Below are 24,541 nucleotides of genomic sequence, written 5' to 3'. Positions count from 1 at the left end.
ATACAGTAGCCTGTAGCTTACGTAGATTTAGGTGTGAAGGAACAGAAAATCATGGCAGAAAGAAATGCTAGTCAGGTAACTCCTGTATTACCCCCAATAGTGCTACCGCCAACCATCAATTTTGGCAACGCTCCTGCGGGTATCCAGGGTACCAAGTTCAATGACCTCGACCGCGACGGCATTCGAGATGCAGGCGAGCCGGGACTCCCCAACGTCCAAATCTTTATTGACACCAATAACAACGGCAATGTCGAGCCAGGTGAACCCTCGACGTTGACAAACGCCAGCGGAAACTTCGTATTTCCAGGCTTGCTTCCAGGCAGCTATACAGTCAGGGAAATCCCGCCAGCCAATTTCAGCCCGACAACTCCCAACCCAGTCGTCGTCACCCTCGCGGGCACTAATGCCACAGTGTTGTTCGGCAATAGTTCGATCCCGATCGGTGGTCAGATAATTGGCTGCAAATACCTCGACGTAGATAACGACGGCTTTCGAGACGGGAGTGAACCCCCGATGGAAAACGTCAGGATCTATATCGATGCCAACAACAACGGTCAGCTAGATGCAGGGGACACCAGTACCTTAACTGATAGAAACGGCGAGTTCCGATTCACCAATTTGCAGCCAGGGCTTTACCGGATTCGGGAAGAGCGCGCCAACGGGCCGGGCACTGAACCGTTAGAAAAAGATTTTCCCCAAAGCACCCCCCCCGGCAGCATCTCCCTGCTTGACGTTAACCTCGGCCCTGGCGAAATCTGGGCTTGCGCTCAAGTGGGCAACACTCCCCTGTACGAAATCCCGCTCTTTAAATTCCGCGACGACAACGCCAACGGCATACAAGACGCAGGGGAAATTCCTCTCCAGGGCATCCCGTTCATCATAGATGTGAACCGCAACGGCAGAACAGACGCGGGCGAACCGCGACTGTTAACTGACGCTAACGGAAGGGCTACCTTCAGAAATTTGAAAGCTGGCAGCTACTCAGTATTGGAAACCTTTGAAACATTCATAGCCAACCAGCCGCCAATTAACACTACCCAGAACCCGGTAGAAGTCACAGCCCCCGGGCCCGAATCGCGACAGCAGGGAACACTGCCTTTCATAGTGGCAGATCCAACAGTTCCAGGCGGCCAGCGGGTCATTGCGGCGAACTTTCCGCCCCCGTTCCCGCCGGTCAACCCGGAACCCGCAGTATTCTTCACGCCGATTCCGGTAAATCCAGGCAGCGGTGGTGTCGGGAATACGCTCCCCAACATCACGATCTTCAAATACAACGATAAAAACGCTAATGGTCGTTACGAACCGGGCAACACTCCACAGGAAGGGGGCATTGCCGGCGTCACGGCCTACATTGATGCCAACGACAACGGCGTCCTCGACACAGGGGAACAGTCGAGAGTAACTGACGCCAACGGACGCGCCGCTTTCACCAACGTGCAACCGGGCAATTATGTGGTTCGGGAAGTGCCGCAGGCTGGTTTTAGTGCTACTACTCCGGCTCGGGTGCAGTTCAACCTCAGCAATCAAGATGCCAACGTCGTCTTTGGCAACACCCCCAACAGCCGGATCACTGGGTGCAAATTCCAAGACTTGAACGGCAACGGCTACCGAGACGGCTTTGAAACGCCGATCTCAGGGGTCGCAATCTACCTCGACACCAACGGTAACAACGCCCTCGATGCGGGAGAAACCACTAGCGTCAGCGATCAGTTCGGCCGCTGGGAGTTTGACAATTTGACCCCCGGTATTTACCGAGTCCGGGAAGTCACGCCTTCAAATTCTTTCCAAACTACTCAACAACTGGATATCGTTCTGGGCGCAAACCAAACGTTTACTTGTGCTTTGGTGGGCAACGGCCAGTTCTTTAACGCGATCGGAAGAAAATTCCGGGACGACAACCGCAACGGTCTTCAAGATGAGGGCGAGCCTCCTTTGCAGGATATCCCGTTCACCTTGGATTTGAACAACAATGGCCGCTACGATGCTGGTACCGAGCCTCTGGTCAGGAGTGATGCTAAGGGCGAGGTGCTGTTCACCAATTTAGCTCCGGGCAACTATTCGCTATTGGAAGTTTTCAACGCTCCGGGCGTTCCGAACCCGTTCCCGATTCCGACCGGGCCCAACCCTGTTCCTTTAACGGTGCCAGGGCCGAATGCGTTTGTGACGCCGATCGCGCCGGCGCCAGTACCGACGGAACCAGAAAGAACCGGTAATAGCATCGATCTGCTGACTGGCGGCGCCACGGATGGGGTAACTGCTTCTAGCATCCCCGCTCCCGATCCTCTGAATAACCCCGCCCCTTCAGCGGCGACTCGGGTACAGGCCCCTAGCCCCGATAACTTCTTGCTCGCACGTAACACTGCAGGTGTTAGCCCCGTTGACTTGGACCTGTTGGCAGGCTCGGTGAGGCAACAGATTAATTTGTGGGTAAGAAAGCAGGCTTTAGAGGAATCTAAAGAATTACTGGTGGGCCCTGCTACTCAGGAGACTACCTGGTTTTAATGTTAGGTTGGGTTTCTAGTTCGAGACTCAGCAATTAGCAGCTAAGTTGTTTAAACTGCACGTCAAATGATGTTTTGGCGTGCTTTTTGCTATTGTGACAACAATTAGAGGTTCGCGGGGTGGGTTTATCGATTTCTTTAATTACCAGAAATATTTTTCGTGAAACCCGCCTCTACAACAAATATATCCCCTTGATCGTAGGCGCTGGTTTTATCGACAATCTTTGAGGAAAACTCACAATTTATATAAACCAGCCCGTCACAATCATGGGCTCGGCTGACGTGTTTATTTATCTCTTTAATTACTGTCTTTAGTCGTAGAGCGCGATCGGCAAAAAGAGCGATTCCCTAGTTACAGAAAACCTTTATTTATATAGGTAGAACTTAGAGGAATTTTTTATGCCAACCGAACAGAAGATTAATCCGGCTCAACATCAAGAACAGCAACCCGGTATTGAATCGCAAATGACTCCGCAACCTCAGTCCTTCGCGGAGGGCTATCGCGGTAGCGACAAATTGCGGGACAAAGTAGCCTTAATTACTGGCGGAGACAGCGGTATCGGGCGTGCAGTGGCGATCGCCTTTGCCAAAGAAGGCGCTAACGTGGTCATCAGCTATCTTAACGAAGATGATGATGCCAAAAAAACCAAAGAGGCGATCGAACAACAAGGTCGGCGCTGTATTGCGATCGCCGGCGACATCGGCGATGAAAGCCTCTGTCAAAACCTTGTAGAACAAACAGTTAAAGAATTCGGCCGCCTCGACATCCTCGTCAACAACGCCGCCGAACAGCATCCCCAAGAAAGCATCGAAAACATCACCGCCGAACAATTAGAGCGCACCTTCCGCACCAACATTTTCTCGATGTTTTATCTTACAAAAGCCGCTCTCAAACACCTCAAAGAGGGAAGTGCAATTATCAACACTACCTCTGTCACCGCCTACAAAGGCAATCAACAATTACTAGATTACTCCTCCACAAAAGGAGCAATTGTTGCCTTTACCCGCTCTTTGTCTCAAAGTTTAGCTGAGAAAGGAATTCGCGTCAACGGAGTCGCCCCCGGTCCGATTTGGACGCCTCTAATTCCTGCAACTTTCCCTGAAGAAAAAGTGGAGAAATTTGGTGCAGACACGGCCTTGGGACGCGCCGGTCAACCCGATGAAGTTGCCCCCAGTTTCGTGTTTTTAGCTTCAAAAGATTCGTCTTACATGACTGGTCAAATTTTGCATCCCAACGGCGGATCTGTGATTAACGGGTAGATTTGGCGCGAGTTAATTATAAATAACCGCATTTTATGGGGGCGACTTTCACCCACAATCTCTGACTATAACTCACAATCTAAATAAACCCGCCCACACAACCACGTTACCTAGGGCGGGTTTATTCATTTTTTTAGTTATATTCAATCTGCTAGCATCATCGGGTGTAAAGTACAGTCAAAAGTGATGCCAGCTCCGCTTCGCCGAAGGGTCAACAATCACGGACGATGCAAACAAAATTGATACAATTAATCTGCGTTAATCTGTGTTTATCTCCCCTCATCTTCGGCAAAAAAAAGAATTGCTGAACCGCCGATGACAAGGGATTGACGCTGATTCACGCAGAGGTCGAGAATAGATAGATAAATAATTTCCATGCTATAGGAGGCCTAAATCATTTGTGAATTTCTTACTCCCTCCCCTTGGCAAGGGGAGGGTTGGGGTGGGGGAAAAAAATTACGACTCCTGCAAGGATTCCTATAACAGATTTGATATGAGTTTTTGAACTGGGAGGAGTTTACACAAAATAGTAATCCCGCCACCAAGGTAGCGGGATTGATAGGTTGCAGTTTAGCTAGTTTTGAGCTCAGTTAGAGCTACAATTAGCTCGCTGCTGAATTAGCTCAGGTTAGCCATTTCTTGCTGGATGGTGCTTTTGGCTGCTTTGAATTGAGTAGCCATTTGTTCCATTTGTGCTTCGCTCAAGTTGCGGCGAATTTGAGGGAACATATCGTTTTCTTCTTCTTTTACGTGATCCTGAACTGCTGTTTGGAGCTGTTTGATTTGGGCTTTGAACTCAGGAGAACTCGGGCTCATTGACTTAATCTTGGCGAGCATTTGCTTCATTTCTGCTTGCTCGTCGTAAAGTTCTTGAGTGTTGCTGTAGTAGCTGCGAATTGCTGGGTAAACAACTTGTTCTTCGGCTTCGGCGTGAACGCTGAGGTCTTTGTAAAGTTGACCGAAGAATTCTTGGAGTTTTTGAGGATCGTCGGTGCTTGCGATTTCCATAAAGAGGGTATCGGCTTTGCGGTGATCCATTGAGATGATTTCGGTGATGTTCATCTCATCTTTGCTGCGGGTAACTGCACCGCCGATGATGCCGGTCATAGCTGCCATTGCATCTTGTACGCGAGCCCAAACGCCTTGGTCGGGGTCTTTGCCGGTCAGTTCGCGCACGCCTAAAATTTCGAGAACTCCTTTGAGTTGTTCTTGGTGAGCGCGGTTCTCAAAGTTAACTGTGTTGAGCGGGGTAATGGCAGCTTCGATGTCGGCGCCGACTACTTGCGCAGCTTTGTGAATTAACAAACCGGCCATTGTTTGTTTGTGTTTGAGCAGTTCGTGCTGGCTGACTTTTTCAAACAATGTGAGTTCAGAACCTTGCATGAGTTTCTGAACTTCTTCAATCATTTTTGTGCTGGTTTCTTTGGGCTCGGCTTGAATGCCGTATTGCACGATCGTAGTTTCTAATACGCCCAAGTTTTTGCGATCGTCTTCGAGCATATCCCGGAAGCGCTGGGCTAGTTCGGAGTCGTTGCAGGAATTGATGAACAATTGCTCGTTGGCGATCAACAGGTTTTGCAGCGCTTTCATGTCTGCTAATTTAGTTGCGATCGCTTGGCGCTTGGTATCTTCTAGGGTAGCTACCATCTGTCGTTTCTCCTCTCAAGGTCTTTAGTGTTCTTACATCTCTTAATTTATTGATATATTCTGATAACATCCTCTTTCTCCCGACTGATTCATTAATATCCCGCGCAACCTATTGACTTTTGAGCAAAAAAAGGGTAAGTATTTGAGACTGCTTGAAAAAAGCAAAAAGCAAAAAACAACAGATGAGTAAGGATGAATCGCAGATGAGTGAAGATTTCTGTATCAATTAATCCCGATCGCAGAGCTGTAAAGCGCTACCATAGTTGCAGCCGAAGTTAACTAAAGTTTAAGAATAACTAGCTTGTCTCAACTGCTCACTGCTTTAGAGTTCCCAGCAAATGTCTGGAAGCTCAACAACGGGTTAACGGTCATTCACCAGCGGATTTCGGCCACACCGGTGGTCGCGCTAGACGTATGGGTGAAGGCTGGCGCTACGCTGGAGCCGGATTCTTGGTCTGGAATGGCTCATTTTCTAGAACACATGATATTTAAAGGGACGGATTCGATCGCCCCTGGAGAATTTGACCAGGTAATCGAAAATCGCGGGGGTGTCGCCAACGCAGCTACAAGTCACGACTACGCCCATTTTTTCGTCAACGCTGCGGCCGATTATTTAGCAGAAACAGCGCAGCCACTGGCAGAATTGCTGCTGCGGGCTTCGATTCCGGATCAGGAATTCGATCGCGAGCGAGATGTAGTGCTCGAAGAAATCCGTCAAGCTCAAGACAATCCTGATTGGCTGGGTTTCCAAGCAATGATGGAAACAGTTTACCAGCGACATCCCTACAGGCGATCAGTATTGGGCACGGAAGAACTGCTGATGTCCCGAACTCCCTACGAAATGCGCTGTTTCCACAGATCGCACTATCAGCCGGAAAATATGACTGTGGTGATAGTCGGGGGAATTGACGAACAACAGGCCAGAGATATTACGGGGAAAGCTTTCGAGCAGTTTTCCGATCGGTGGGATTGTCCCAAATTAACCGCAGAGGCGGAACCGCCACTGATAGAAATTCGCCGTCAGGAACTCTGTCTCCCCCGATTGGAACAAGCGCGGCTGATGATGGCCTGGACGGGCCCGGGAGTTGAACACTTGCAAAGTGCTTGCGGCTTGGATTTGCTGTCGGTGTTGCTCGCAGACGGGCGGACTTCGCGTTTAGTCAGGGAACTGCGGGAAGAATTACAATTGGTAGAGGCGATCGACAGCACTTTCTCGCTGCAACGGGAATCGAGTTTATTTACTATCAGTGCAGTCTTGGAGGCGAAGGATGTCGAAGAGGTGGAATCTCGGATTTGCGATCGACTTTGGCAATTGCAGTCTGAGCCAGTTTCCGAGGTAGAATTGCTCCGCTGTAAGCGTTTGCTGTGCAACGATTTTGCTTTCTCGCTCGAAACGCCGGGACAGCTAGCCGGTCTTTACGGATATTACAATACGATCGCCACTGCGGAATTAGCGCTTAGCTATCCCACCAGGATTAAAGCATTTGGGCCCTTAGATCTCCAGCGCCTAGCTCAACAATATCTCTCTCCCCGACGCTATACAGCCGTGGTACTCAAACCAATCTAATAACGGTTGACGGTTGACGGTTGACGGTTAATTGAAAAAAGTTAAGAGAAGACTTGCAACTAAAACAGCAAGAGCGATGGTTATATTAAGTCACGATCGTTTTAAGCATATCCCATACAAAGTAGATTTAGGTGGATTCCTAGATTTACCGCGTTAAATCTATCTGTTACTGTGGTCAACAATCAACAGCGAACAGTCAACAGCCAATAGCGAACAGCGAACAGTCAACAGTCAACAGTTAACAAAAAATTCAATGAAAAATGAAATCCAGCGCACGGTTTTAGACAACGGTATTGTTGTCTTGGCAGCAGAAAATCCAGCAGCAGATATTATTGCAGCTAGGATATTCCTGCGGGCCGGCAGCCGCTACGTGCAGCCGGAACAAGCAGGATTGTGTCACTTGCTGTCGGCGGTAATGACTAAAGGAACCGATCAACTGTCTTCGCTGGAAATTGCCGAACGTGTAGAATCGGTGGGAGCGAGGTTGAGTGCCGACTCTACTACAGACTATTTTTTAGTGAGTTTGAAGACGGTTTCTGCGGATTTTGAGGAGATTTTGGAGTTGGCGGGGCAATTGACGCGATCGCCCACTTTCCCGGAAGCTGAAGTCGAACTCGAACGTCGCATTGCCATATCAGCAATTCGATCGCAACAAGAACAGCCATTTGCGATCGCCTTCGAGCAATTGCGGCACTCGATGTACCAGGAACATCCCTATGCTTTCTCTCCCTTGGGCACGGAAGCTACGATGTCAAAGCTAACCAGAAACGAGCTCGAACAGTTCCACAAAACCTATTTCCGTCCCGATAATGTAGTTATTTCGGTAGCCGGCAGAATATCCACCGAAGATGCGATCGCCCTGATCGATCGAACTTTTGGGGACTGGAAAGCGCCTTTAACACCCTTACCAACTTTAAACGTCCCTCCCCTGTACCCCTCCCCTCAATCGGTCGTTACGGCGCAAGATACCCAGCAATCAGTGATTATGCTGGGCTACCTCGCACCCTCTGTCAAAAATCCCGACTATGCAGCGATTAAGTTGCTGAATACTTATTTGGGTAACGGTTTGTCGAGCCGATTGTTTGTGGAATTGCGGGAAAAGCGGGGCTTGGCTTACGACGTTTCCGCGCTATACGCGACGCGCTTGGACACGGCTCAGTTTGTCGTGTACATGGGTACGGCGCCGGAAAATACGGCGACTGCTTTTGAAGGATTGCGCGCAGAAGTCGATCGACTCGCCAACACCGAACTAAGCGAGGAAGAATTGCAAGCTTGCAAAAATAAAATGCTCGGTCAATATGCTTTAGGAAAACAAACTAATTCGCAAATTGCCCAAGTTTTAGGCTGGTACGAAATTTTGGGATTGGGAATTAAATTTGACCAGCAATTTCAAGAAGAAATTGCACAGGTGACAGCTTCACAAGCGCGGGATGCTGCTAAGAAATATTTTGTAGAACCATATATTTCTTTGGTGGGCCCGGAGGCTGCGATTCAGGAGTTGGGTGTAGTGGCTGTTTGTTGAGTAGGAAATGGGCGATCGAACTTTTGAAAAGTTCGATCGGTTTGATCTTTTTATACGCGAGCGCCCGGAGCTGATATAAGCTCCAGCAGAATATGTCAATATCCCACCGATGGTTGAATATTCACTAACATCATTAGGTGAAATTTTCCTTTAGCTGATCGCAACGCTTTATGAGTGGGGTGAGATATATCTTGCTGACTTAGCAGCGATTCGTACTAATCGAGAAAATGCACAATGAGCGATCGAACGGCTCAAATCAGCAGCCGTAGATGTCTTTAACTCAGCACCCCGGGTTTCGTCTGTCTGCTGGATTTGATTTTTTCTGCCGCGCCCGTTCATTCACTTGGCACCACTTCACGTGACGCTAGGAAACCAAGGACAATTGCCACCAAAATCAATGCTGGAACATCGCCGAGGAGGTGTCCGCGTTCCGCAGAATCAATCACTGCGTGTACCGCCATGATCAGCCCGTGGACAACACTCGACCAAACGGTGAACCAGATTAAGCTGAGATGCGTTTCTGGTTTTCGAGAAGCCCACAGCAAAAAGACACCAAGCGTCGCATAAATGCCGACGATCATCTGTTCGTATTCGTATTGGGCTGGTTGCCATGACCAGCCAGATGACCAAATCTTCATCAGTGGATAGACAAGCAGAAAGGCAATTCCGACAACAACAAGGGCGATTCGCAAGTATCGATGAGGCTTATCCATTGCTCTAACCTCCTATTATTTTCCAGTATAGTCTCTACCAACTAGATTCGTATTTGAGCAGTAAATATCTCGATCTCGATCAAAATCATACCTCCCACGATTGTGGTGCAGTCCTAAACGCTTCTGAATCAACCAGAAAGAAGGTGCTTATAAAGATCGGCTTCCCGCCACACCCCCATAGAGGACTTGTGGCATAACGGTTGATGTGAGTGGCAAATGATCAGTCCTAACTAAAAATATCATAATTGAACCTTTTCTGTTCCCGATGGGTCTAAATTCAAGACAGACCCATCAGGTCTAATTTATATGTACTTAGTAAAGCACTTTCAGATTAAAAAAGAGCTGACTCCCTGGCTTAGCGGACTCCTCGCCGCTTCCCTGCTTGCAGGAGTAGGCTACACAGCTTACAGCCAACTCACAGTCAGATCCAGCCGCGAAACCAGACGCAAGGAAAAAACCGTTGCTGTCGAAAGGGTGAACCTGCCGATTACTATTTCGGCAAACGGCACAATTGTGCCCGAACGTTCCGTTAACGTCAGCCCCAAAACTTCAGGAATGCTCAAAAGTTTGCTTGTCAAGGAAGGAGATAAAGTTGAAAAAGGGCAGATTCTCGCTTACATGGACGACTCCAACCTGCAAGGGCAACTTACCCAAACTCGCGGACAACTCGCAGCCGCAGAAGCAAACCTGCAAAAATTGCTCAACGGCACTCGAACCCAGGACATTGCTGTGGCTAAGGCAGTGTTGGCAGAACAACAGGCAAGTCTGGAAAAATTGCTCAACGGCAATCGAACCCAAGACATTGCTGTAGCTGAGGCACAAGTGGCAGAGCAACAGGCAAGTCTGGAAAAATTGCTCAACGGCAATCGAAGCCAGGATATTGCCGTAGCCGAGGCACAACTAGCTGAACAACAGGCAAATTTACAAAAATTGCTTAAGGGAAATCGGCCTGAAGACATCGCCCAAGCGATCGCCAAACTCAGAGATGCCGAATACGCCAAAAACCAAGCTGAGGAAGACTTTCAGAGAAATCAGCAACTCTATAATGCCGGAGCCATTGCTTTGCAAATTGTCAATAACTCCCGCACCGAGCGCGATCGATCTCAAACGCAAGTCAGACAAGCCGAACAAGCTGTAGCTTTGCTGCAAGCGGGTGCTCGCCCTGAAGAAATCGCTGCGGCGCGGGCTGCTGTGGAGCAAAAACGGCAAGCTTTGACCCTGGCGCGATCGGGCGCACGCCCGGAAGACATCGCAGCAGGGCGGGCCGCTGTGGAGCAAAAACGGCAAACTTTGGCCCTGGCGCGATCGGGCGCACGCCCCGAAGACATCGCAGCAGCCCAGGCCGCAGTGGAGCAAAAACAGCAAGCTTTGGCGCTGCTAGAAGCTGGTTCTCGCCCCGAAGACATCGCCCAAGCCCGCGCCCAAGTTCTCGCCGCTAGAGGCAGCCTGCAAAGCGTTCAAGCGCAGATCGACGACACTGTGCTGCGGGCTCCTTTCACCGGCACTGTTACCCGCAAGTACGCCGATCCGGGCGCTTTTGTGACTCCCACGACGGCAGGTAGTGCGGTTTCTTCGGCGACTTCTTCTTCGATTTTGTCCTTAGCTTCAAAAAATCAATTAGTAGCAAACGTAGCAGAAACTAATATTTCTCAGATTAAGATTGGCCAGGCTGCATCTATTCAAGCCGATGCTTTTGCGGGAAAGACTTTTGCAGGTAAAATCACTCAAATTTCGCCTCAGTCGATCGTCCAGCAAAATGTGACAAGTTTTGAGGTAAAAGCGGCAATTATTAATGATGATCAACAAATGCTGCGATCGGGCATGAATGTGAATGTTGAGTTTAAGGCCGGTGAACTCAAAAATGTTTTGGTAGTCCCGACTGCGGCAATTGTCCGCCAACAAAGGGAATCGGGGGTTTATGTTCCCGGTGGAGAAGATGGTAAACCTGCTTTTATGCCGATTAAGACTGGTATCACGGTGGATGATAAGACGGAAGTGCGATCGGGTTTGAAAGGAAATGAAAAAGTGCTGATGAGTTTCCCCCCGGGATTGCGGCCTAGATCCCAAAATCCATCGTCGGGTGGAATTCCAGGTTTGCAACCGGGTGGGGGAACGCGCTTGCGTTAGTAGTCATTAGTCATTAGTTAGTCCGCGAGTGAGTCCGATAGTCCGACAGGGATTGAAATTCCTGTCTCATAGCGAAAGTCCTTTCAAGAAAACTGAAGATTTAGTTGATGTACATCGGTTTTAGACGAATTTTCAGTCGGTTTCAACCGACTGTCTTCTATGAGACGGGGGTTTCAACCCCCGGCGGGTCGTGCCACAAATCCTATCGTTTCCGGTTGCATCGTCAGGTGATAAATTAGGGGCCAATTTAGGCATACTTCTTAGAAGTTGCCACCAAATAACAAATAACAAATAATATGAAATTACAGACTCGCCCCCGTACCAACAAAATCTCTAATGTTCAAATCGCGTTCATGGCGACAGAGGCGCTGTGGAATAATAAGTTGCGTACCAGTTTAACTATGCTGGGCGTAATTATTGGGATATCTTCGGTAATTGCCATTACTTCGGTGGGACAGGGAGTACAAAAATCCACTGAAGAACAGTTAAAGGCTTTGGGTACAAATGTGCTGTTGGTTTTATCCGGCGCTTCGCGATCGGGCGGTGTTAGTCAGGGAAGCGGTTCTGCTACTACCCTTACTTGGGATGACGCTAAGGCGATCGGCAAACAAGCTCCTGCAGTTAAGGCAATTTCGGCTTATTTGCAGCGCCAAGTGCAAGTCGTTTACGGCGGACAAAATTCATTTACTGCTATTTTGGGAACGGATTTAAATTATCCCGATGTGAAGAACATTCAACCCCAAGAAGGACGGTTTTTTAACGAGGATGAATTGAATGCTGCTGAGCCTGTAGTTGTCCTCGGTTCTAAGGTGCGGGACGAACTTTTTGGAGCCGGAGCTAATGCGCTATCCTCCGATATTCGCATTCAGGGAAACCGCTACAAGGTCATTGGAGTGATGGAAAGCAAGGGGTCTGTAGGGGGAACCGATCAGGACGATCGAGTGTATATTCCCCTCAAAAATATGTCTTCGCGGATTGTGGGGAGAAATTCTTTAGCAGGGATTGCGATCTCGGGTTTTTGGTTGGAAACTGCCGGCGAAGCGGATTTAGCAGATGCTCAATTTCAAGTGGAAAATATTATGCGCTTGCGCCACAATATTTATCCGCCACAACCGGATGATTTTCGAGTTGTCAATCAAGCTGAGATCGTTAATACTTTCAGCAATGTGATAGGTTTATTTACAGTTATGGTGGGAGCTATCGCCGGAATTTCTTTGGTGGTTGGCGGCATCGGTATTGCTAATATTATGTTGGTTTCTGTTGTGGAACGCACTAAGGAAATCGGGATTCGCAAAGCGGTAGGGGCTACTAATGCCGCAATTCTAATTCAATTTATGGCGGAATCTATTTTAGTGTCCACCGTGGGAGGAACGGCGGGTATTGGGTTGGGAATTGCGATCGCCTTTGGGGCTTCGACAGCGTTTAAATTTCCGTTTGTGGTTTCTGTATGGTCTATCGCAGCGGGTTTTGGGCTGTCTTTTACCGTCGGGTTGTTAGCTGGAGTATTGCCGGCTCGGAATGCCGCTCGCTTAGATCCGATTGCAGCCTTGCGGAATGATTGAACTTAGTGACGTTGGGCCCAGTTAAATTGAACAGTCCTGAACGCAAGTGTCACAATTATAGTCCTAGCGCACGAATGGTCATAAACTGGGTTTGGTGGACGATCAGACTTCGTTGTCGGCCACAGATTCGCTAAGGGGACTTAGACAAAAACAAGGTCACAAATGGCTGCAAACTCAGACAGGTAAAGGTTTTGAGCTTGAATTGGGTTCAGTCCCGAACTGACAAGGGTTTCAGCTATAACGGGGCATCAAACTCTTTCCCTTACCTAGAGAGGTTTTCAGGTCTTTGAGGGGCTAGAAAATGTCTAAGGAATGAGAATTAAATAACTTACAATGCGTGATGGTTCTTGTGGGATGGGCCAGAAAGCCCGTCCAGAAAGGGGGGCGGGACACCCCACAAACTTGTGTAAATTATTTAATTCGCGATCCTAAGTCCCATTAGAAATAATATACGTTTATTCAAATATAATAACAAAAACCCCTTATCCAACAGGCAATTTCCATGTTAGAAGCATTGGTATTGGCGACAGTATTTTGCGGATTTTTTGGTATTATCTTTAAAAAGAACCTGATCATGAAAATCGTCTGTATGGATGTCATGAGTACAGGGGTTATAGCCTATTACGTGGTGGTGGCATCGCGAGAAGGCTGGCTGACACCAATTATTTCAAAGGGGAAAAATGTCGCTTACGCCGATCCGGTGCCCCAGGCGGTGATCTTAACGGCGATCGTGATCGGCTTTTCGATTCAGGCTTTAATGCTGGTCAGTGTGATGAAGCTGGCACGAGATAATCCGACATTAGAAAGTAACGAAATCGAGATGAATAATACCCCATGAATACCCTGACGCTAGCCTGGATTGGACTCCCGTTTTTTGTCGGGTTTAGTATTTATTTGATTCCGAAGCTTGACAAGTATCTCGCAATATTCGGAGCGATCGCATCTGCTGCCTATGCCTTCCAGCTTTTTGCTATGCCGTCAGCGGTGACGCTGGAGTTACTGGATAATTTCAGTGTTACTTTGCTAGTCGATCGCTTGAGCGGCTATTTCATCTTAACCAATGCCTTAGTCACAGCAGCGGTGATTATCTACTGTTGGCCCACAGATAAGACGGCATTTTTTTATGCACAAATTCTGATGGTACACGGCAGCCTGAATGCGGCCTTTGCCTCTACAGACTTTATCAGTTTATATGTGGGGTTAGAGGTCAGCGGCATTGCGGCGTTTCTGTTGATTGCCTATCCTCGCACCGATCGCTCGATTTGGGTGGCTTTGCGCTATCTATTTATTAGCAACACGGCAATGCTGTTTTATCTAGTCGGTGCCGTGCTGGTTTATAAGGCAAGTAATTCGTTTAGTTTTGCCGGCTTGGGCGCAGCGCCCCCAGAGGCGATCGCTCTGATCTTTATGGGACTCTTGGTTAAGGGAGGTGTGTTTGTATCGGGGTTATGGCTACCGTTAACTCACTCGGAAGCAGAAACGCCTGTGTCGGCTTTGCTGTCAGGGATTGTGGTCAAAGCGGGGGTATATCCCCTCGTGCGCTGTGCGCTGATGGTGGAGGAGGTGGCACCCATCGTCGAAATCTTTGGCGTCGGGACGGCGCTGCTGGGCGTGTTCTATGCCGTTTTAGAAAAAGATAGCAAACGGATGTTGGCTTTTCACACGGTTTCGCAGTTGGGCTTTATCCTCGCTGCACCGTCCGTGGGTGGGTTTTATGCGCTGGCCCACGGTTTGGTCAAATCGTCGCTGTTTCTGATTGCAGGATCGTTACCGAGTCGTAATCTGAAAGAATTGAAACAGAAGCCGATCGATACCAAGATCTGGATTGCTTTAGTCATAGCTAGCTTATCAATCTCTGGCTTTCCCTTGTTGGTTGGCTTTGGGGCAAAGGTGTTGACGGTGAAGAATTTGGGACCCTGGGAAACGATCGCGATGAATGTCGCAGCAGTTGGAACAGCAATCTCTTTTGCTAAATTCATCTTTCTACCCCGTGGCGGATCAACAACAGCCAAACCCGGTTTTTGGCCTGCGGTGTTGCTGTTGCTAGCTGGGCTGATTGGAGCCAATGCTTTTGATTTTCAGGCTTATACGCTGGGAAATATGCTTAAGGCGATCGCCATCATCGGCGTTGGTTGGTCAGCCTATTTTCTAATTTTTCAACGCACGGCAATCAAACTGCCACGTATGCTTGAACAATTCGATCATTTGGTCGGTTTTATGAGCTTGATTTCGCTCCTACTATTCTGGATGGCATTCTCAACATGATTGGACAGCTAATATTAAGACTGACGATCTGGTTTCTACTCACAGCCGATTTTAGTTTGGCAAATATTGCGATCGGCATCATCATTGCTGCCCTGTTGCCGCGCAGCTACGCACCCCCGGAACCTTTGAGGGAATGGTTGGGGGTGTTGGGTAAAATCTTCATGGCAATTCCGATAGCTTATCTGGAAGCTTTTGAACTCATCTTCCGTCCCCATAGACACGAAGATGTGATCATGGAAAAAGTGCCAAACCATCGATCCCCCTTGCTGATATTCCTAGATGTCCTCCTGATCACTTTTACTCCTAAGACGATTGTCGTGAAATATCACGAAGAGGGTTTTTACGAAGTACACCGAGTGCGACGGACATCAAACACCTAGCTCAAGTTTGTTTCTGAATGATTTAACCGCTATTGACGCAGAGTCAGAGAAGAGAAGAGAAGAGAGAAATGAGTAATTCCGATTTAGCTAAGTAAGAAAAATCAGGAGTGCACACAATTGAACAACTTAAACAACTTGATTTTAATTGCGATGATTTTGGCTCTGCTCATACCCATGTACGAGGTATGGAAAGATCATGATATCTGGCAGACAATGTTGGCGTTTGCCAGTATTTCGACCAAGGCGGCAATCATCGCTCTCGTTATATCCGTCTGGCGCGATGATTGGATGATTGGTGTGGTGGCGGCGATTATCCTCAGTGTGGGTAATGCTGGATTGATGTTGTTGGCACAAATAATCAAACGTATCACTGAAGCATGATCGTAATAGATGTATTGAGCTATACCTGCATCGGTATAGGGATTTTTTTCTGGTTTTGGGGTACTTCTTTCCTACTTGGGAAGCGATCGGTTTTATATAAACTGCACAGTCTTTCGGTAGCAGATACGCTGGGTTCGATGGCGATCCTCGTCGGATTGCTGCTGAAAATACCCAATAAATGGCCCCTGCTGATTCTGGCGATCATTTGCTTAGCAATCTGGAACACAATGCTGGGATATGTGTTGGCTTATTGTTCCCAAACAGGGAGTGACTATGAACGATAATAGCTACATTTATGTCCTCGTCGGTCTGCTACCGTTAGCTGCTGGTATGGTGGTATTTCAGGTCAATCCATACCACGCATTGGTACTGCGGGGGGTATTGGGAGCGATCGCCGCCTTGGTATATACAATTTTAGGGGCGGGGGATGTGGGCTTGACCGAAGCCTTGATGGGTACTCTACTCGCGATTACACTTTATGCAGTGACGGTGCGTTCATCATTCGTGCTGCGTCTGGGTGTCATCGAAGAGGGGACAGAGGGCGATGCCGTCCCAAACGACAAAACCGCAGGTCATTTTAAGCAACTGATAGATGACATCCGCACAGTTTTTCAGAAACGCCATATGCGCCTGGAACTGGTTCCCTATGCGAGTGTACAGGCATTGGAGCGGGCACTGAACGAAAAAGAAGTCCATGCAGCTTGTGCGCCACAAAGCCAATTGGAACAGGGCGGGGAAGCGCAACTTTATCACACCGCAATCAGAGTTCGGCGTGTCTACGACATCATGCAAACCGAACTTTCATCACCGGGGACAACCCTAACCTATGTAAATACACCAGACGCAGAGGACAAGCATTGATGAAGTGGGTTTACTTTTTATCAGGAATAGCGCTGTTTGTCAAAATGCTGCTCATCGCCAATCCAACAATGGACTTATCGCAGCAAAGTTCGATCGTCGAATTAGTTGTTCAAGATAGTGGAGTACCCAATGCGGTTTCCGGTATCATTTTGCGGAATCGGCTGTACGACACGATCTTTGAAGTCGTGGTATTTACGATCGCCATTTTGGGTGCAAACTTTCTGCTAGCAAATGAAAGGCCGTCCTGCGCCATATATCAGTTTACCGATCAACCATCGATTATTTTGGCGCGATTGGGAGCGACGATTGCCGCCTTGGTGGGTATCGAACTAGCAATTCGCGGGCATTTAAGTCCAGGCGGTGGTTTTGCGGCGGGTGTAGCGGGGGGAACTGCGATCGGCTTGGTGGCGATTACCTCATCACCCCAGTGGATGCAAGAAATCTACAAGCGCTGGCACGCCGCGACTTTGGAGAAGGTTTCGGTACTTGTTTTCATTGTATTGTCCGTTATCACTCTGTCAGGATATGAGTTACCGCACGGAGAGTTAGGCACGCTTTTGAGCGGTGGAATTCTCCCCTTGCTCAATATCCTGGTTGCAGTCAAAGTAGCATTAGGATCGTGGGCGGTGATGTTGGTGTTTATTCGCTATCGCGGATTGCTATGACAAATGTTCCGATCTCAAATCCATTGGCATCGAAATTATTCATCTCTCTCATTCTCTGACTCTGTGTCCTCTGTGTTCTCTGCGGTTTAATCATTCAGAAACAACCGTAAACGATATTTTACGTTTATAAGGCTTACGCACGGGTAGTCAGAAACCGGGTTTTTTTGCTGAAAAGACGCGTTACACCCGCAGAAACGGTCAAAAACCCGGTTTCTTTGCTTTTGATGAGTAATTCCTGTGCACTCATCTGCGTTTATCTGATACTTTCAGCAATGTGATAGGTTTATTTACGGTTATGGTGGGAGCTATCGCCGGAATTTCTTTGGGGGTTGGCGGGATCGGTATTGCTAATAGGCGTTGCTGAATACAGGTATGAATTCAAGATTTCCCAATTGCTCTAAGCCAAGTTGGGTGAGTTTTGTAACTTCAATCGAAAAAGTGATTCATACCCTGATTAAGCAACGCCTGGTCTGAAACAGGGATGCTCCCCCCAATTTCCCCTTCGCTGTAGGAATAATTCAGACAATTGAGCAAAAGTAGCATCGGGATATTCAGCTAAAGCATACTCTGACTTCTGCCTCTGCATTATTCAAAGGGCTGAATCAGCGTTTTCCTCTCTATTTGGCAAGCAAGTTTCGCTCAGTTCGTTGTTGCTTGACCCGTTTTTGAAGTAGAGTTTTAGTGACACAAAAGCGGGTGGCTACTTTTCTCACTTGATAACTTTTGGACCAAGTGCGCTGTCACTATTTTTGAGCGGAGGTCGAGGGAGTAGGATTTCATTACCTTTGCCTATAAGTTGTTTTCCACGTTATCGCTCCTACCTCCTAACATCAGAAAGTGCTGTAATTAAATGGGGTCGCAAAATCCAAAACAAGGGTAATGCTTGTATCACAGTTTAAATGTGCAACAGCTTACTATCTTACTTACACAATTTCGCCCTCTAATTCACCGAATTCGATTTGAGTTCCCAACGCCAAAGTCAGGGTACTTTCAGGTTCTACCATTTTTATATCGCCTTGAATGTCTGTAGCCCACCAAGCGCGATCGCACAAATTGGTCAATCCTAACGAAAGCTCGTTTCTCGATCTAGAAGTGACTATAGCTACAAGACCGTTAGATGCTGCGGCTGTTAAACTCGGTATGTCAGAGGTGAATAGTTGAGTTCCCGCACTCAGAGGAATAACTCTACTTCTTAATTTCAGGGAAAATTGACCGCTGGTAAAAGAATTTACTGCGGGCTGATCTGATATAAAGGTAGGCGGAATATTTGCCGATGTTGGGGCTGGCAAGTCCGAGTTTCCTACTGTAATTGTACAGTTGCCGATTCTCTTTTGGTCGCCCGATCGCAAATAACTAACCGCTCCGCTATCCACATTCTCGCAAACAATTTGACCTGCTTCCAACTGAAACCGCATTGCCAAAGGCGAAACATTAGGAATGCAAATAATAGACAAATTTTCATCACTGCCAAAAGTCACCGGTTCCGAACCCAGAGTGAGAGTGCGATTTGCTCCGGTGTCATAACTAATTACCAGCCAAGCTTTGTTGAACAAAGTTTCAGCTACAACCAACATAATTCCTATCCAAAAACCGATCGCAGCACACCCAGCTAAACGGCCTGCTGTACCGGATAGATTGTAAGCAAACAGAATAAACAAACAGCCACCCAAAACTCCTCCCACACCGCCGCCTCCCATGCCGCGAAGCGCTCCCAAATTAGGAATCCGCTGTGCCAGCCCAAGTCCTAACAAACTGCCAGCTATTCCCCAGCAAATTACTCGCAATAATTCGTTGTTTCCGTCGCCAATTCCGCTGTAAATACCTTCGGCGATCGCCCCAGAAATTGCTCCTGCTATTAAACCAAACAATCCGCCATTTTTTAAAGCTTGTTTAATTTGAGGCTTGCCTTTGATATAGTAATAATAGCCGAACATGATAGCCGTAGCAATGCCACCGCCTACCAATCCAAACCACCGAGCTGTGGACAATACACTGTCAAAAACAGATTCCGAACCAGTGAGTCCCTGCATGAAAGGTTCGGTGATTAGATTGCCGACGAAACCGCCGACAGCACCGCTAATGCCAAACTGTAAAGCTTTTTTAAGGGCTGATAGATTTCTTTTCACGGCGCACCAGATTAAAAGTGAGAGTCAAATCTAGCTACAAGCTCGAAAGTTACGATTTCTGATGATCTTAATATCTGGCATCGCGAGCGAGAACAGGGCCCACGGCCTGTTGCACAAACACAAAGAGTGAGTTTTATTGTGGGTAGTAGGGGTTGGGCAGGAGATCCCGCCCGTCGAAGACTTATTCAGAATGGTGCAAGATGTGAGACGATCGCACATCTCCCCCCTCATTGGTGTCAGCTTAAGGTAAAATCGATAGCCCGTCAGGGGGGGAAACAAGAGCCTCAAAGCGAAAGTCCACAGCGAGGAGGACTGAAGAACTCCTTAGTCCTCCTCGCTGTGGACTTTCGCTATAAGACAAGGAATTCATTCCCTGGCGGACTGCCTGGTGAGTGGGAGGAATGGTGGACTAAAAGCTTAAGTTGACACCAATCAGCCCCCTGCCTCCGGCCTGTCTCCCTTCCCTCTCAGGGAAAAGTCTTTGATGGTTGCGCCGTCGCCCGTCACAATTCCAGCTCAATGCTCGATCGCCTGTAAGCATTGCTGCGAGATAATTTTAGCAATTTTTTAACTGTGAAATTTTAACCGAGAAGACCCAAGCGAGGGCCCAAATATGAAAAGGAATGTTACAAACTATTACAGTAACACTCAGAATGTGAACATAATGCCTCAAAATACTTGCGAGAGGTAGTTGTGTCAGAGAAGCAATATCCTTACTAACTGCCCGACAGTCACTCGATCGCCACTAAGTGGCCTGCTGCAATCTTGATCATAAATTAAAGATCGCATCAGTCATTTATGGTATTGTAAGCGACAGGCTTAGTGCGAGCACTCACAAGCGCACCGGCGTGAAGAACCAGCGCCGTTAAGCACCGAAGGCAGTCACCCCCCAACAACTTCAACAGTTGCTGATTGTGGAAAGTCCAGCCTTCCCCGTCAAAGCTCCTGCCTGAGCAGGAAAGATACGGGACGCAAGCGCCCGCCTTCGCTAGCTCAGCGCAGAGCAGTTCATATAGCAAAATATCCAGCGGGTACACACAAGATGAGTATCGTCACCAAATCAATCGTCAACGCAGACGCCGAAGCTCGCTACTTGAGCCCAGGTGAATTAGATCGGATCAAGAGCTTTGTCACCTCTGGTGAACGCCGCGTCCGCATCGCCCAAATTTTGAGCGAATCCCGCGAACGCATCGTCAAGCAAGCAGGCGACCAACTTTTCCAAAAGCGCCCTGATATTGTTTCTCCCGGCGGCAACGCTTACGGCGAAGAAATGACCGCAACTTGCTTGCGCGACATGGACTACTACCTGCGTTTGATTACCTACGGAATCGTAGCTGGCGACATTACTCCGATCGAAGAAATCGGTATTGTCGGCGTCCGCGAAATGTACAAATCTCTCGGCACCCCGATTGAAGCCGTCGCCGAAGGCGTTCGTGCTATGAAAAATGCAGCAAGCTCGCTGCTGTCTGGAGAAGATGCTTCCGAAGCTTCCTCTTACTTCGACTACGTTATCGGTGCGATGCAGTAAGGAATTTTGATTTTAGGTTTTCGATTTTAGATTGAAAAATTGGGGGTTGCCGGCAACAAGTTAAAAGCTTTTGCAAATAACCAGCCAGTTAAAAATCTCAAATCCCAAATCCCAAATTCCAAATTCTAGCTCCAAAATTGGACTGACTCAGCCACTTTCTAGGAAACAAGACAACCATGCAAGACGCAATTACCGCCGTTATCAATTCCTCTGACGTTCAAGGTAAGTACCTGGACATCAGCGCTCTAGACAAGCTCAAGAACTACTTTGCTTCTGGCGAACTGCGCGTCCGCGCCGCTACAGCCATCAGCGCCAATGCAGCCACAATCGTCAAAGAAGCAGTTGCTAAGTCTCTGTTGTACTCTGACGTAACTCGTCCCGGCGGCAATATGTACACCACTCGTCGTTATGCAGCTTGCATCCGCGACTTGGACTACTACCTCCGCTACGCCACCTACGCTATGCTAGCTGGCGACCCTTCCATCCTCGATGAGCGCGTGCTCAACGGTTTGAAAGAAACCTACAACTCCTTGGGCGTGCCCATCGGTTCTACCGTACAAGCAATCCAAGCAATGAAAGAAGTCACCGCTGGTTTGGTCGGTTCTGACGCTGGTAAAGAAATGGGCGTCTATTTCGACTACATCTGCTCTGGCTTGAGCTAAGACTCAGGAAGAAGGAAGAAGGAAGAAGAAAGAAAGAAGAAGAAATAACATTTATTTCTTGCCTCTTTTAACTTTTAACTTTGGACTTGTTACCTTTGGCTTTGAAAAGAGGTCAGGGAAGTTGAGAGTGATTGCTAGACCGTCAAAGGCTTGTCGAGAAAGCCCGACGAGTTTTAACGAGCTAGTTTTGACTCCTAACTCCCTGCCTTCAATCTTTAAAAAATCCATCTAATAATCTGTAAACCTACTCAGGAGTTAGTTTCCCATGAGAATGTTTAAGGTGACTGCTTGCGTCCCCAGTCAAACTCGCATCCGCACTCAGCGCGAATTGCAAAATACCTATTTTACTAAGCTCGTTCCTTACGACAACTGGTTCCGGGAACAGCAAAGAATTATGAAAATGGGCGGCAGAATTATTAAAGTGCAACTGGCTACCGGTAAGCCCGGAGCTAATACAGGTTTACTTTAAGAGCCGAAGCTGGATTAGTAGAGGGGTAAGAGGTCGCGATGACCTCTTTTTTGTTTGTTATAGTATAAGGAAGAATGTCCAACGTTGTTAATCTAATCATTGATAAATATTTCAATAAGCAGAAAGTATAACTGCGATTATCGCTAACAAAACAGCAAGCATTTGTGGTAATGTAATAGCCTCTTTCAAGAATAAAGACGATAATAATATAGTAATCAGCGGGTAGATAGACGTAACACTCACTACATTGGCAACTTCACCTTTACCAAGGGCTATAAAAAATACTAATGATGCCACAGTGCCAGAAACGCCAACTACCATCGCAAACAAAATTCCCCTAACATCTCCCTCAAAACTAAAATTATTAGTGTGGAAAATAATAAATAAAGTAGTTAAAATAGCGCCAATTGCTTCATAAACAAAAGCAGTTTTGTAGTCAATATATTTAGTCGCTAAATTGCCAAAAAATCCCCACAAACCATATAATAGCGAGCAGATTAATGCGTAAATTAACCAATCTGGTACTTTAGCCATCTTTGTTAGAGTTTATGGAGAGCATTCTAAAATCCTATGGCTAATGACATTCGACGCTTGATTCCCTTTTTTGACCCCAGCGCTTCTCAATGGGCCGCTGAGGCTCGGTGGCTGAGGTGGCTGACTTTTCTGTGGCTGTTTGTAGGGCTGACAGCATTGTTTTCGGCTTCCTATCCCATTGCAAATTATGAATTTGGAGACGGCCTTTATTATTTTAAACGACAGCTAGTCGCAGTGGCGATCGGGCTGGCCGGCTTTAACTTGATGGTGTACTCCCCACTGCGCTACATCATGAAAACATCTCAGTTAGGCGTTTTGTTACTGCTGGGATTACTGTGGCTGACCTTGGTTCCGGGGGTGGGAACCACAATCAACGGGGCGACTCGCTGGATATCTCTTGGTCCGGTTCCGATTATTCAACCTTCTGAGTTGATCAAGCCGTTTTTTGTTCTCCAAAGCGCCCGCATTTTCGGCAACTGGTACCGGTTGACGAATAAAGTTCGCTTAACTTGGCTGTTAATTTTCGGTGCAATGCTGTTGGGAATTTTGTTGCAGCCGAATTTAAGTACCACGGCTTTGTGCGGGATGACTTTGTGGTTGGTGGCTTTGGCTGCGGGTTTGCCTTACTTGCAGTTGGGCGCAACGGCTATGGGGGGAATGCTTTTAGCGGTTTTAAGTATTAGTTTTAGGGAATATCAGCGCCGCCGGATTATGTCTTTTCTCAATCCTTGGGCTGATCCGATGCAAGACGGCTATCAGTTGATTCAAAGTCTGCTGGCTGTCGGTTCTGGGGGCGTTTGGGGTGTGGGTTTGGGGATGTCCCAGCAAAAGTTATTTTATTTGCCTATTCAGTACAGCGATTTTATTTTTGCTGTGTTTGCTGAGGAGTTTGGTTTGGTGGGAGGTTTCTCGCTGTTGCTGATGTTGGCGGCTTACTCTACTGTGGCTTTGAGGGTAGCGATGAAGGCTCGAAATAGTGAGAGTCAGTTGGTGGCGATTGGGGTGATGGTGGTGATGGTGGGACAGTCGCTGCTGAATATTGGGGTGGCGACGGGGGTTTTGCCGACTACGGGTTTGCCGCTGCCGTTTTTTAGTTACGGGGGTTCTTCGATGTTGGCAAGTTTGTTGTTGTCGGGGTTGCTGATTCGGGTGGCGAGGGAGAGTTCTGAGGCTGATGTGGTTTCTTTAAACGGCCTCCGTGGAAAGCCGGGAAAGCCGAAGTTACGATCGAACAACGGCACTTCACAAACTGAATAATTGGTCAACTTATTTCTTTGACGCGCGGGTAGCTAGAAACCGGGTTGTTTAACCAAAATATTTGCTTAAAACCTTCAATAAGAGTCAAAAAACCCGGTTTCTTTACCTTCTGCTGCGGTATCATTCCGCGCGATCGACTATTTCCGCCCGTCACCTTTATTGGGCGGTTCTTCTTGTTGTTCTTGAGGTTTAGCTGTGATGTCAGTTAATTCTTTTTTGTCTGGTTGCGGTGTTTCTTGAGTTGAGTTAGCCATTGAGTTTAGTCCTAAATAGATGCACCGCTTAATTATACAGCAGATTGCAAGTTTATAGATGACAGTAGCAGCATTTAGTAAACCAGTTTTTTAGATGTTGAGGATTTATTAAATCGAGTGCGACGGCAATTAATGTATCAATCATTTTTGTGGTAGTTGGAGAAAACTTACGCAGAAAAGACTTAAGTTGCGACCACCATAATTCAATGGGATTAAAATCGGGAGAATACGGTGATAAGTTGATAATACTTGCGCCAACT

At 47.7% G+C, this 24,541-nt stretch carries 22 protein-coding genes; 17 read left to right on the top strand and 5 right to left on the bottom strand.

Annotation, left to right across the window (positions count from 1 at the left end; translation table 11 throughout):
- Positions 1-51: 51 nt before the first annotated feature.
- Both QUA42_RS08025 and QUA42_RS08020 read left to right on the top strand, forming a co-directional pair.
- The gene (locus QUA42_RS08025; protein ID WP_333136666.1) at positions 52-2,502 is read left to right on the top strand and encodes an SdrD B-like domain-containing protein; all 2,451 of its coding nucleotides are present in this window, start codon (positions 52-54) and stop codon (positions 2,500-2,502) included.
- 398 nt (positions 2,503-2,900) lie between these two features.
- Positions 2,901-3,761 carry an SDR family oxidoreductase gene (locus tag QUA42_RS08020; protein WP_333136664.1) on the top strand — a complete coding sequence of 287 codons (861 nt, stop codon included), beginning with the start codon at positions 2,901-2,903 and terminating at the stop codon, positions 3,759-3,761.
- A gap of 618 nt (positions 3,762-4,379) precedes the next feature.
- Here QUA42_RS08020 and QUA42_RS08015 read toward each other — a convergent pair.
- Positions 4,380-5,408 carry a hemerythrin domain-containing protein gene (locus tag QUA42_RS08015; protein ID WP_333136662.1) on the bottom strand — a complete coding sequence of 343 codons (1,029 nt, stop codon included), beginning with the start codon at positions 5,406-5,408 and terminating at the stop codon, positions 4,380-4,382.
- A gap of 301 nt (positions 5,409-5,709) precedes the next feature.
- On the opposite strand from QUA42_RS08015, the gene QUA42_RS08010 reads away from it, so the two are divergent.
- Positions 5,710-6,975 (top strand): pitrilysin family protein, encoded by a 1,266-nt coding sequence (locus QUA42_RS08010; protein ID WP_333136660.1) that lies wholly within the window; start codon positions 5,710-5,712, stop codon positions 6,973-6,975.
- A 253-nt stretch (positions 6,976-7,228) separates the two neighbouring features.
- Positions 7,229-8,497, top strand: coding sequence for a pitrilysin family protein (locus QUA42_RS08005; protein WP_333136658.1), 1,269 nt, complete (start codon positions 7,229-7,231; stop codon positions 8,495-8,497).
- 335 nt (positions 8,498-8,832) lie between these two features.
- On the opposite strand, the gene QUA42_RS08000 is transcribed toward QUA42_RS08005, so the two are convergent.
- Complete coding sequence (locus tag QUA42_RS08000) at positions 8,833-9,210, bottom strand: DUF6632 domain-containing protein (RefSeq protein WP_333136656.1); 378 nt, start codon at positions 9,208-9,210, stop codon at positions 8,833-8,835.
- A gap of 306 nt (positions 9,211-9,516) precedes the next feature.
- On the opposite strand from QUA42_RS08000, the gene QUA42_RS07995 reads away from it, so the two are divergent.
- The 9 genes from QUA42_RS07995 (at position 9,517) to QUA42_RS07955 (ending at position 17,451) form a co-directional block, all read left to right on the top strand.
- Entirely contained in the window at positions 9,517-11,337 is a 1,821-nt protein-coding gene (locus QUA42_RS07995; RefSeq protein ID WP_333136654.1) for an efflux RND transporter periplasmic adaptor subunit, read from the top strand.
- Positions 11,338-11,633: 296 nt separating this feature from the next.
- Positions 11,634-12,899, top strand: a complete 1,266-nt coding sequence (locus QUA42_RS07990; RefSeq protein ID WP_333136653.1) for an ABC transporter permease — start codon at positions 11,634-11,636, stop codon at positions 12,897-12,899.
- 502 nt (positions 12,900-13,401) lie between these two features.
- Positions 13,402-13,737: a cation:proton antiporter subunit C gene (locus QUA42_RS07985; RefSeq protein WP_015176833.1), complete on the top strand. Its 336-nt coding sequence runs from the start codon at positions 13,402-13,404 to the stop codon at positions 13,735-13,737.
- Complete coding sequence (locus QUA42_RS07980) at positions 13,734-15,164, top strand: cation:proton antiporter (protein WP_333136651.1); 1,431 nt, start codon at positions 13,734-13,736, stop codon at positions 15,162-15,164. The genes QUA42_RS07985 and QUA42_RS07980 overlap by 4 nt, the downstream gene beginning before the upstream one ends.
- A complete protein-coding gene (locus QUA42_RS07975; RefSeq protein WP_333136648.1) occupies positions 15,161-15,544 on the top strand; it encodes a Na+/H+ antiporter subunit E in 384 nt (127 codons plus the stop codon). Before QUA42_RS07980 ends, QUA42_RS07975 begins: the two co-directional genes overlap by 4 nt.
- Before the next feature lie 150 nt (positions 15,545-15,694).
- Positions 15,695-15,925, top strand: coding sequence for a hypothetical protein (locus QUA42_RS07970; RefSeq protein ID WP_190739580.1), 231 nt, complete (start codon positions 15,695-15,697; stop codon positions 15,923-15,925).
- Entirely contained in the window at positions 15,922-16,209 is a 288-nt protein-coding gene (locus QUA42_RS07965) for a monovalent cation/H(+) antiporter subunit G (protein ID WP_333136646.1), read from the top strand. Before QUA42_RS07970 ends, QUA42_RS07965 begins: the two co-directional genes overlap by 4 nt.
- Entirely contained in the window at positions 16,199-16,786 is a 588-nt protein-coding gene (locus QUA42_RS07960) for a DUF4040 domain-containing protein (protein ID WP_333136872.1), read from the top strand. The genes QUA42_RS07965 and QUA42_RS07960 overlap by 11 nt, the downstream gene beginning before the upstream one ends.
- Positions 16,786-17,451, top strand: coding sequence for a Na(+)/H(+) antiporter subunit B (locus tag QUA42_RS07955; protein WP_333136870.1), 666 nt, complete (start codon positions 16,786-16,788; stop codon positions 17,449-17,451). The genes QUA42_RS07960 and QUA42_RS07955 overlap by 1 nt, the downstream gene beginning before the upstream one ends.
- A gap of 923 nt (positions 17,452-18,374) precedes the next feature.
- On the opposite strand, the gene QUA42_RS07950 is transcribed toward QUA42_RS07955, so the two are convergent.
- Complete coding sequence (locus tag QUA42_RS07950) at positions 18,375-19,577, bottom strand: hypothetical protein (RefSeq protein WP_333136644.1); 1,203 nt, start codon at positions 19,575-19,577, stop codon at positions 18,375-18,377.
- Positions 19,578-20,619: 1,042 nt separating this feature from the next.
- Between QUA42_RS07950 and apcA the strand changes: the two genes are divergently transcribed.
- The 3 genes from apcA to QUA42_RS07935 all read left to right on the top strand — a co-directional run bounded on the left by apcA (position 20,620) and on the right by QUA42_RS07935 (position 22,236).
- Positions 20,620-21,105, top strand: a complete 486-nt coding sequence (gene apcA, locus QUA42_RS07945) for an allophycocyanin subunit alpha (protein ID WP_333036136.1) — start codon at positions 20,620-20,622, stop codon at positions 21,103-21,105.
- A gap of 176 nt (positions 21,106-21,281) precedes the next feature.
- Positions 21,282-21,767, top strand: coding sequence for an allophycocyanin subunit beta (gene apcB, locus QUA42_RS07940; RefSeq protein WP_006634930.1), 486 nt, complete (start codon positions 21,282-21,284; stop codon positions 21,765-21,767).
- 265 nt (positions 21,768-22,032) lie between these two features.
- On the top strand, positions 22,033-22,236 hold the full coding sequence (locus QUA42_RS07935; protein ID WP_006634929.1) for a phycobilisome linker polypeptide: 204 nt from the start codon (positions 22,033-22,035) through the stop codon (positions 22,234-22,236).
- Between the two features lie 111 nt (positions 22,237-22,347).
- Here the strand turns inward: QUA42_RS07935 and QUA42_RS07930 are convergent, their stop codons facing one another.
- Complete coding sequence (locus QUA42_RS07930) at positions 22,348-22,770, bottom strand: EamA family transporter (protein WP_190734960.1); 423 nt, start codon at positions 22,768-22,770, stop codon at positions 22,348-22,350.
- A 36-nt stretch (positions 22,771-22,806) separates the two neighbouring features.
- Here QUA42_RS07930 and QUA42_RS07925 point away from each other — a divergent pair, with 36 nt between their 5' ends.
- Positions 22,807-24,027, top strand: coding sequence for an FtsW/RodA/SpoVE family cell cycle protein (locus QUA42_RS07925; RefSeq protein ID WP_333136642.1), 1,221 nt, complete (start codon positions 22,807-22,809; stop codon positions 24,025-24,027).
- 306 nt (positions 24,028-24,333) lie between these two features.
- Here QUA42_RS07925 and QUA42_RS27655 read toward each other — a convergent pair.
- Positions 24,334-24,541, bottom strand: a 208-nt coding sequence (locus tag QUA42_RS27655; protein WP_445301295.1) for a transposase, incomplete at its 5' end; no start/stop codon positions are given.

Source organism: Microcoleus sp. Pol11C2 (assembly GCF_036701505.1).
In the GTDB taxonomy this organism is placed as follows: domain Bacteria; phylum Cyanobacteriota; class Cyanobacteriia; order Cyanobacteriales; family Microcoleaceae; genus Microcoleus.
This window is presented reverse-complemented; position numbering and strand designations above follow the sequence as displayed.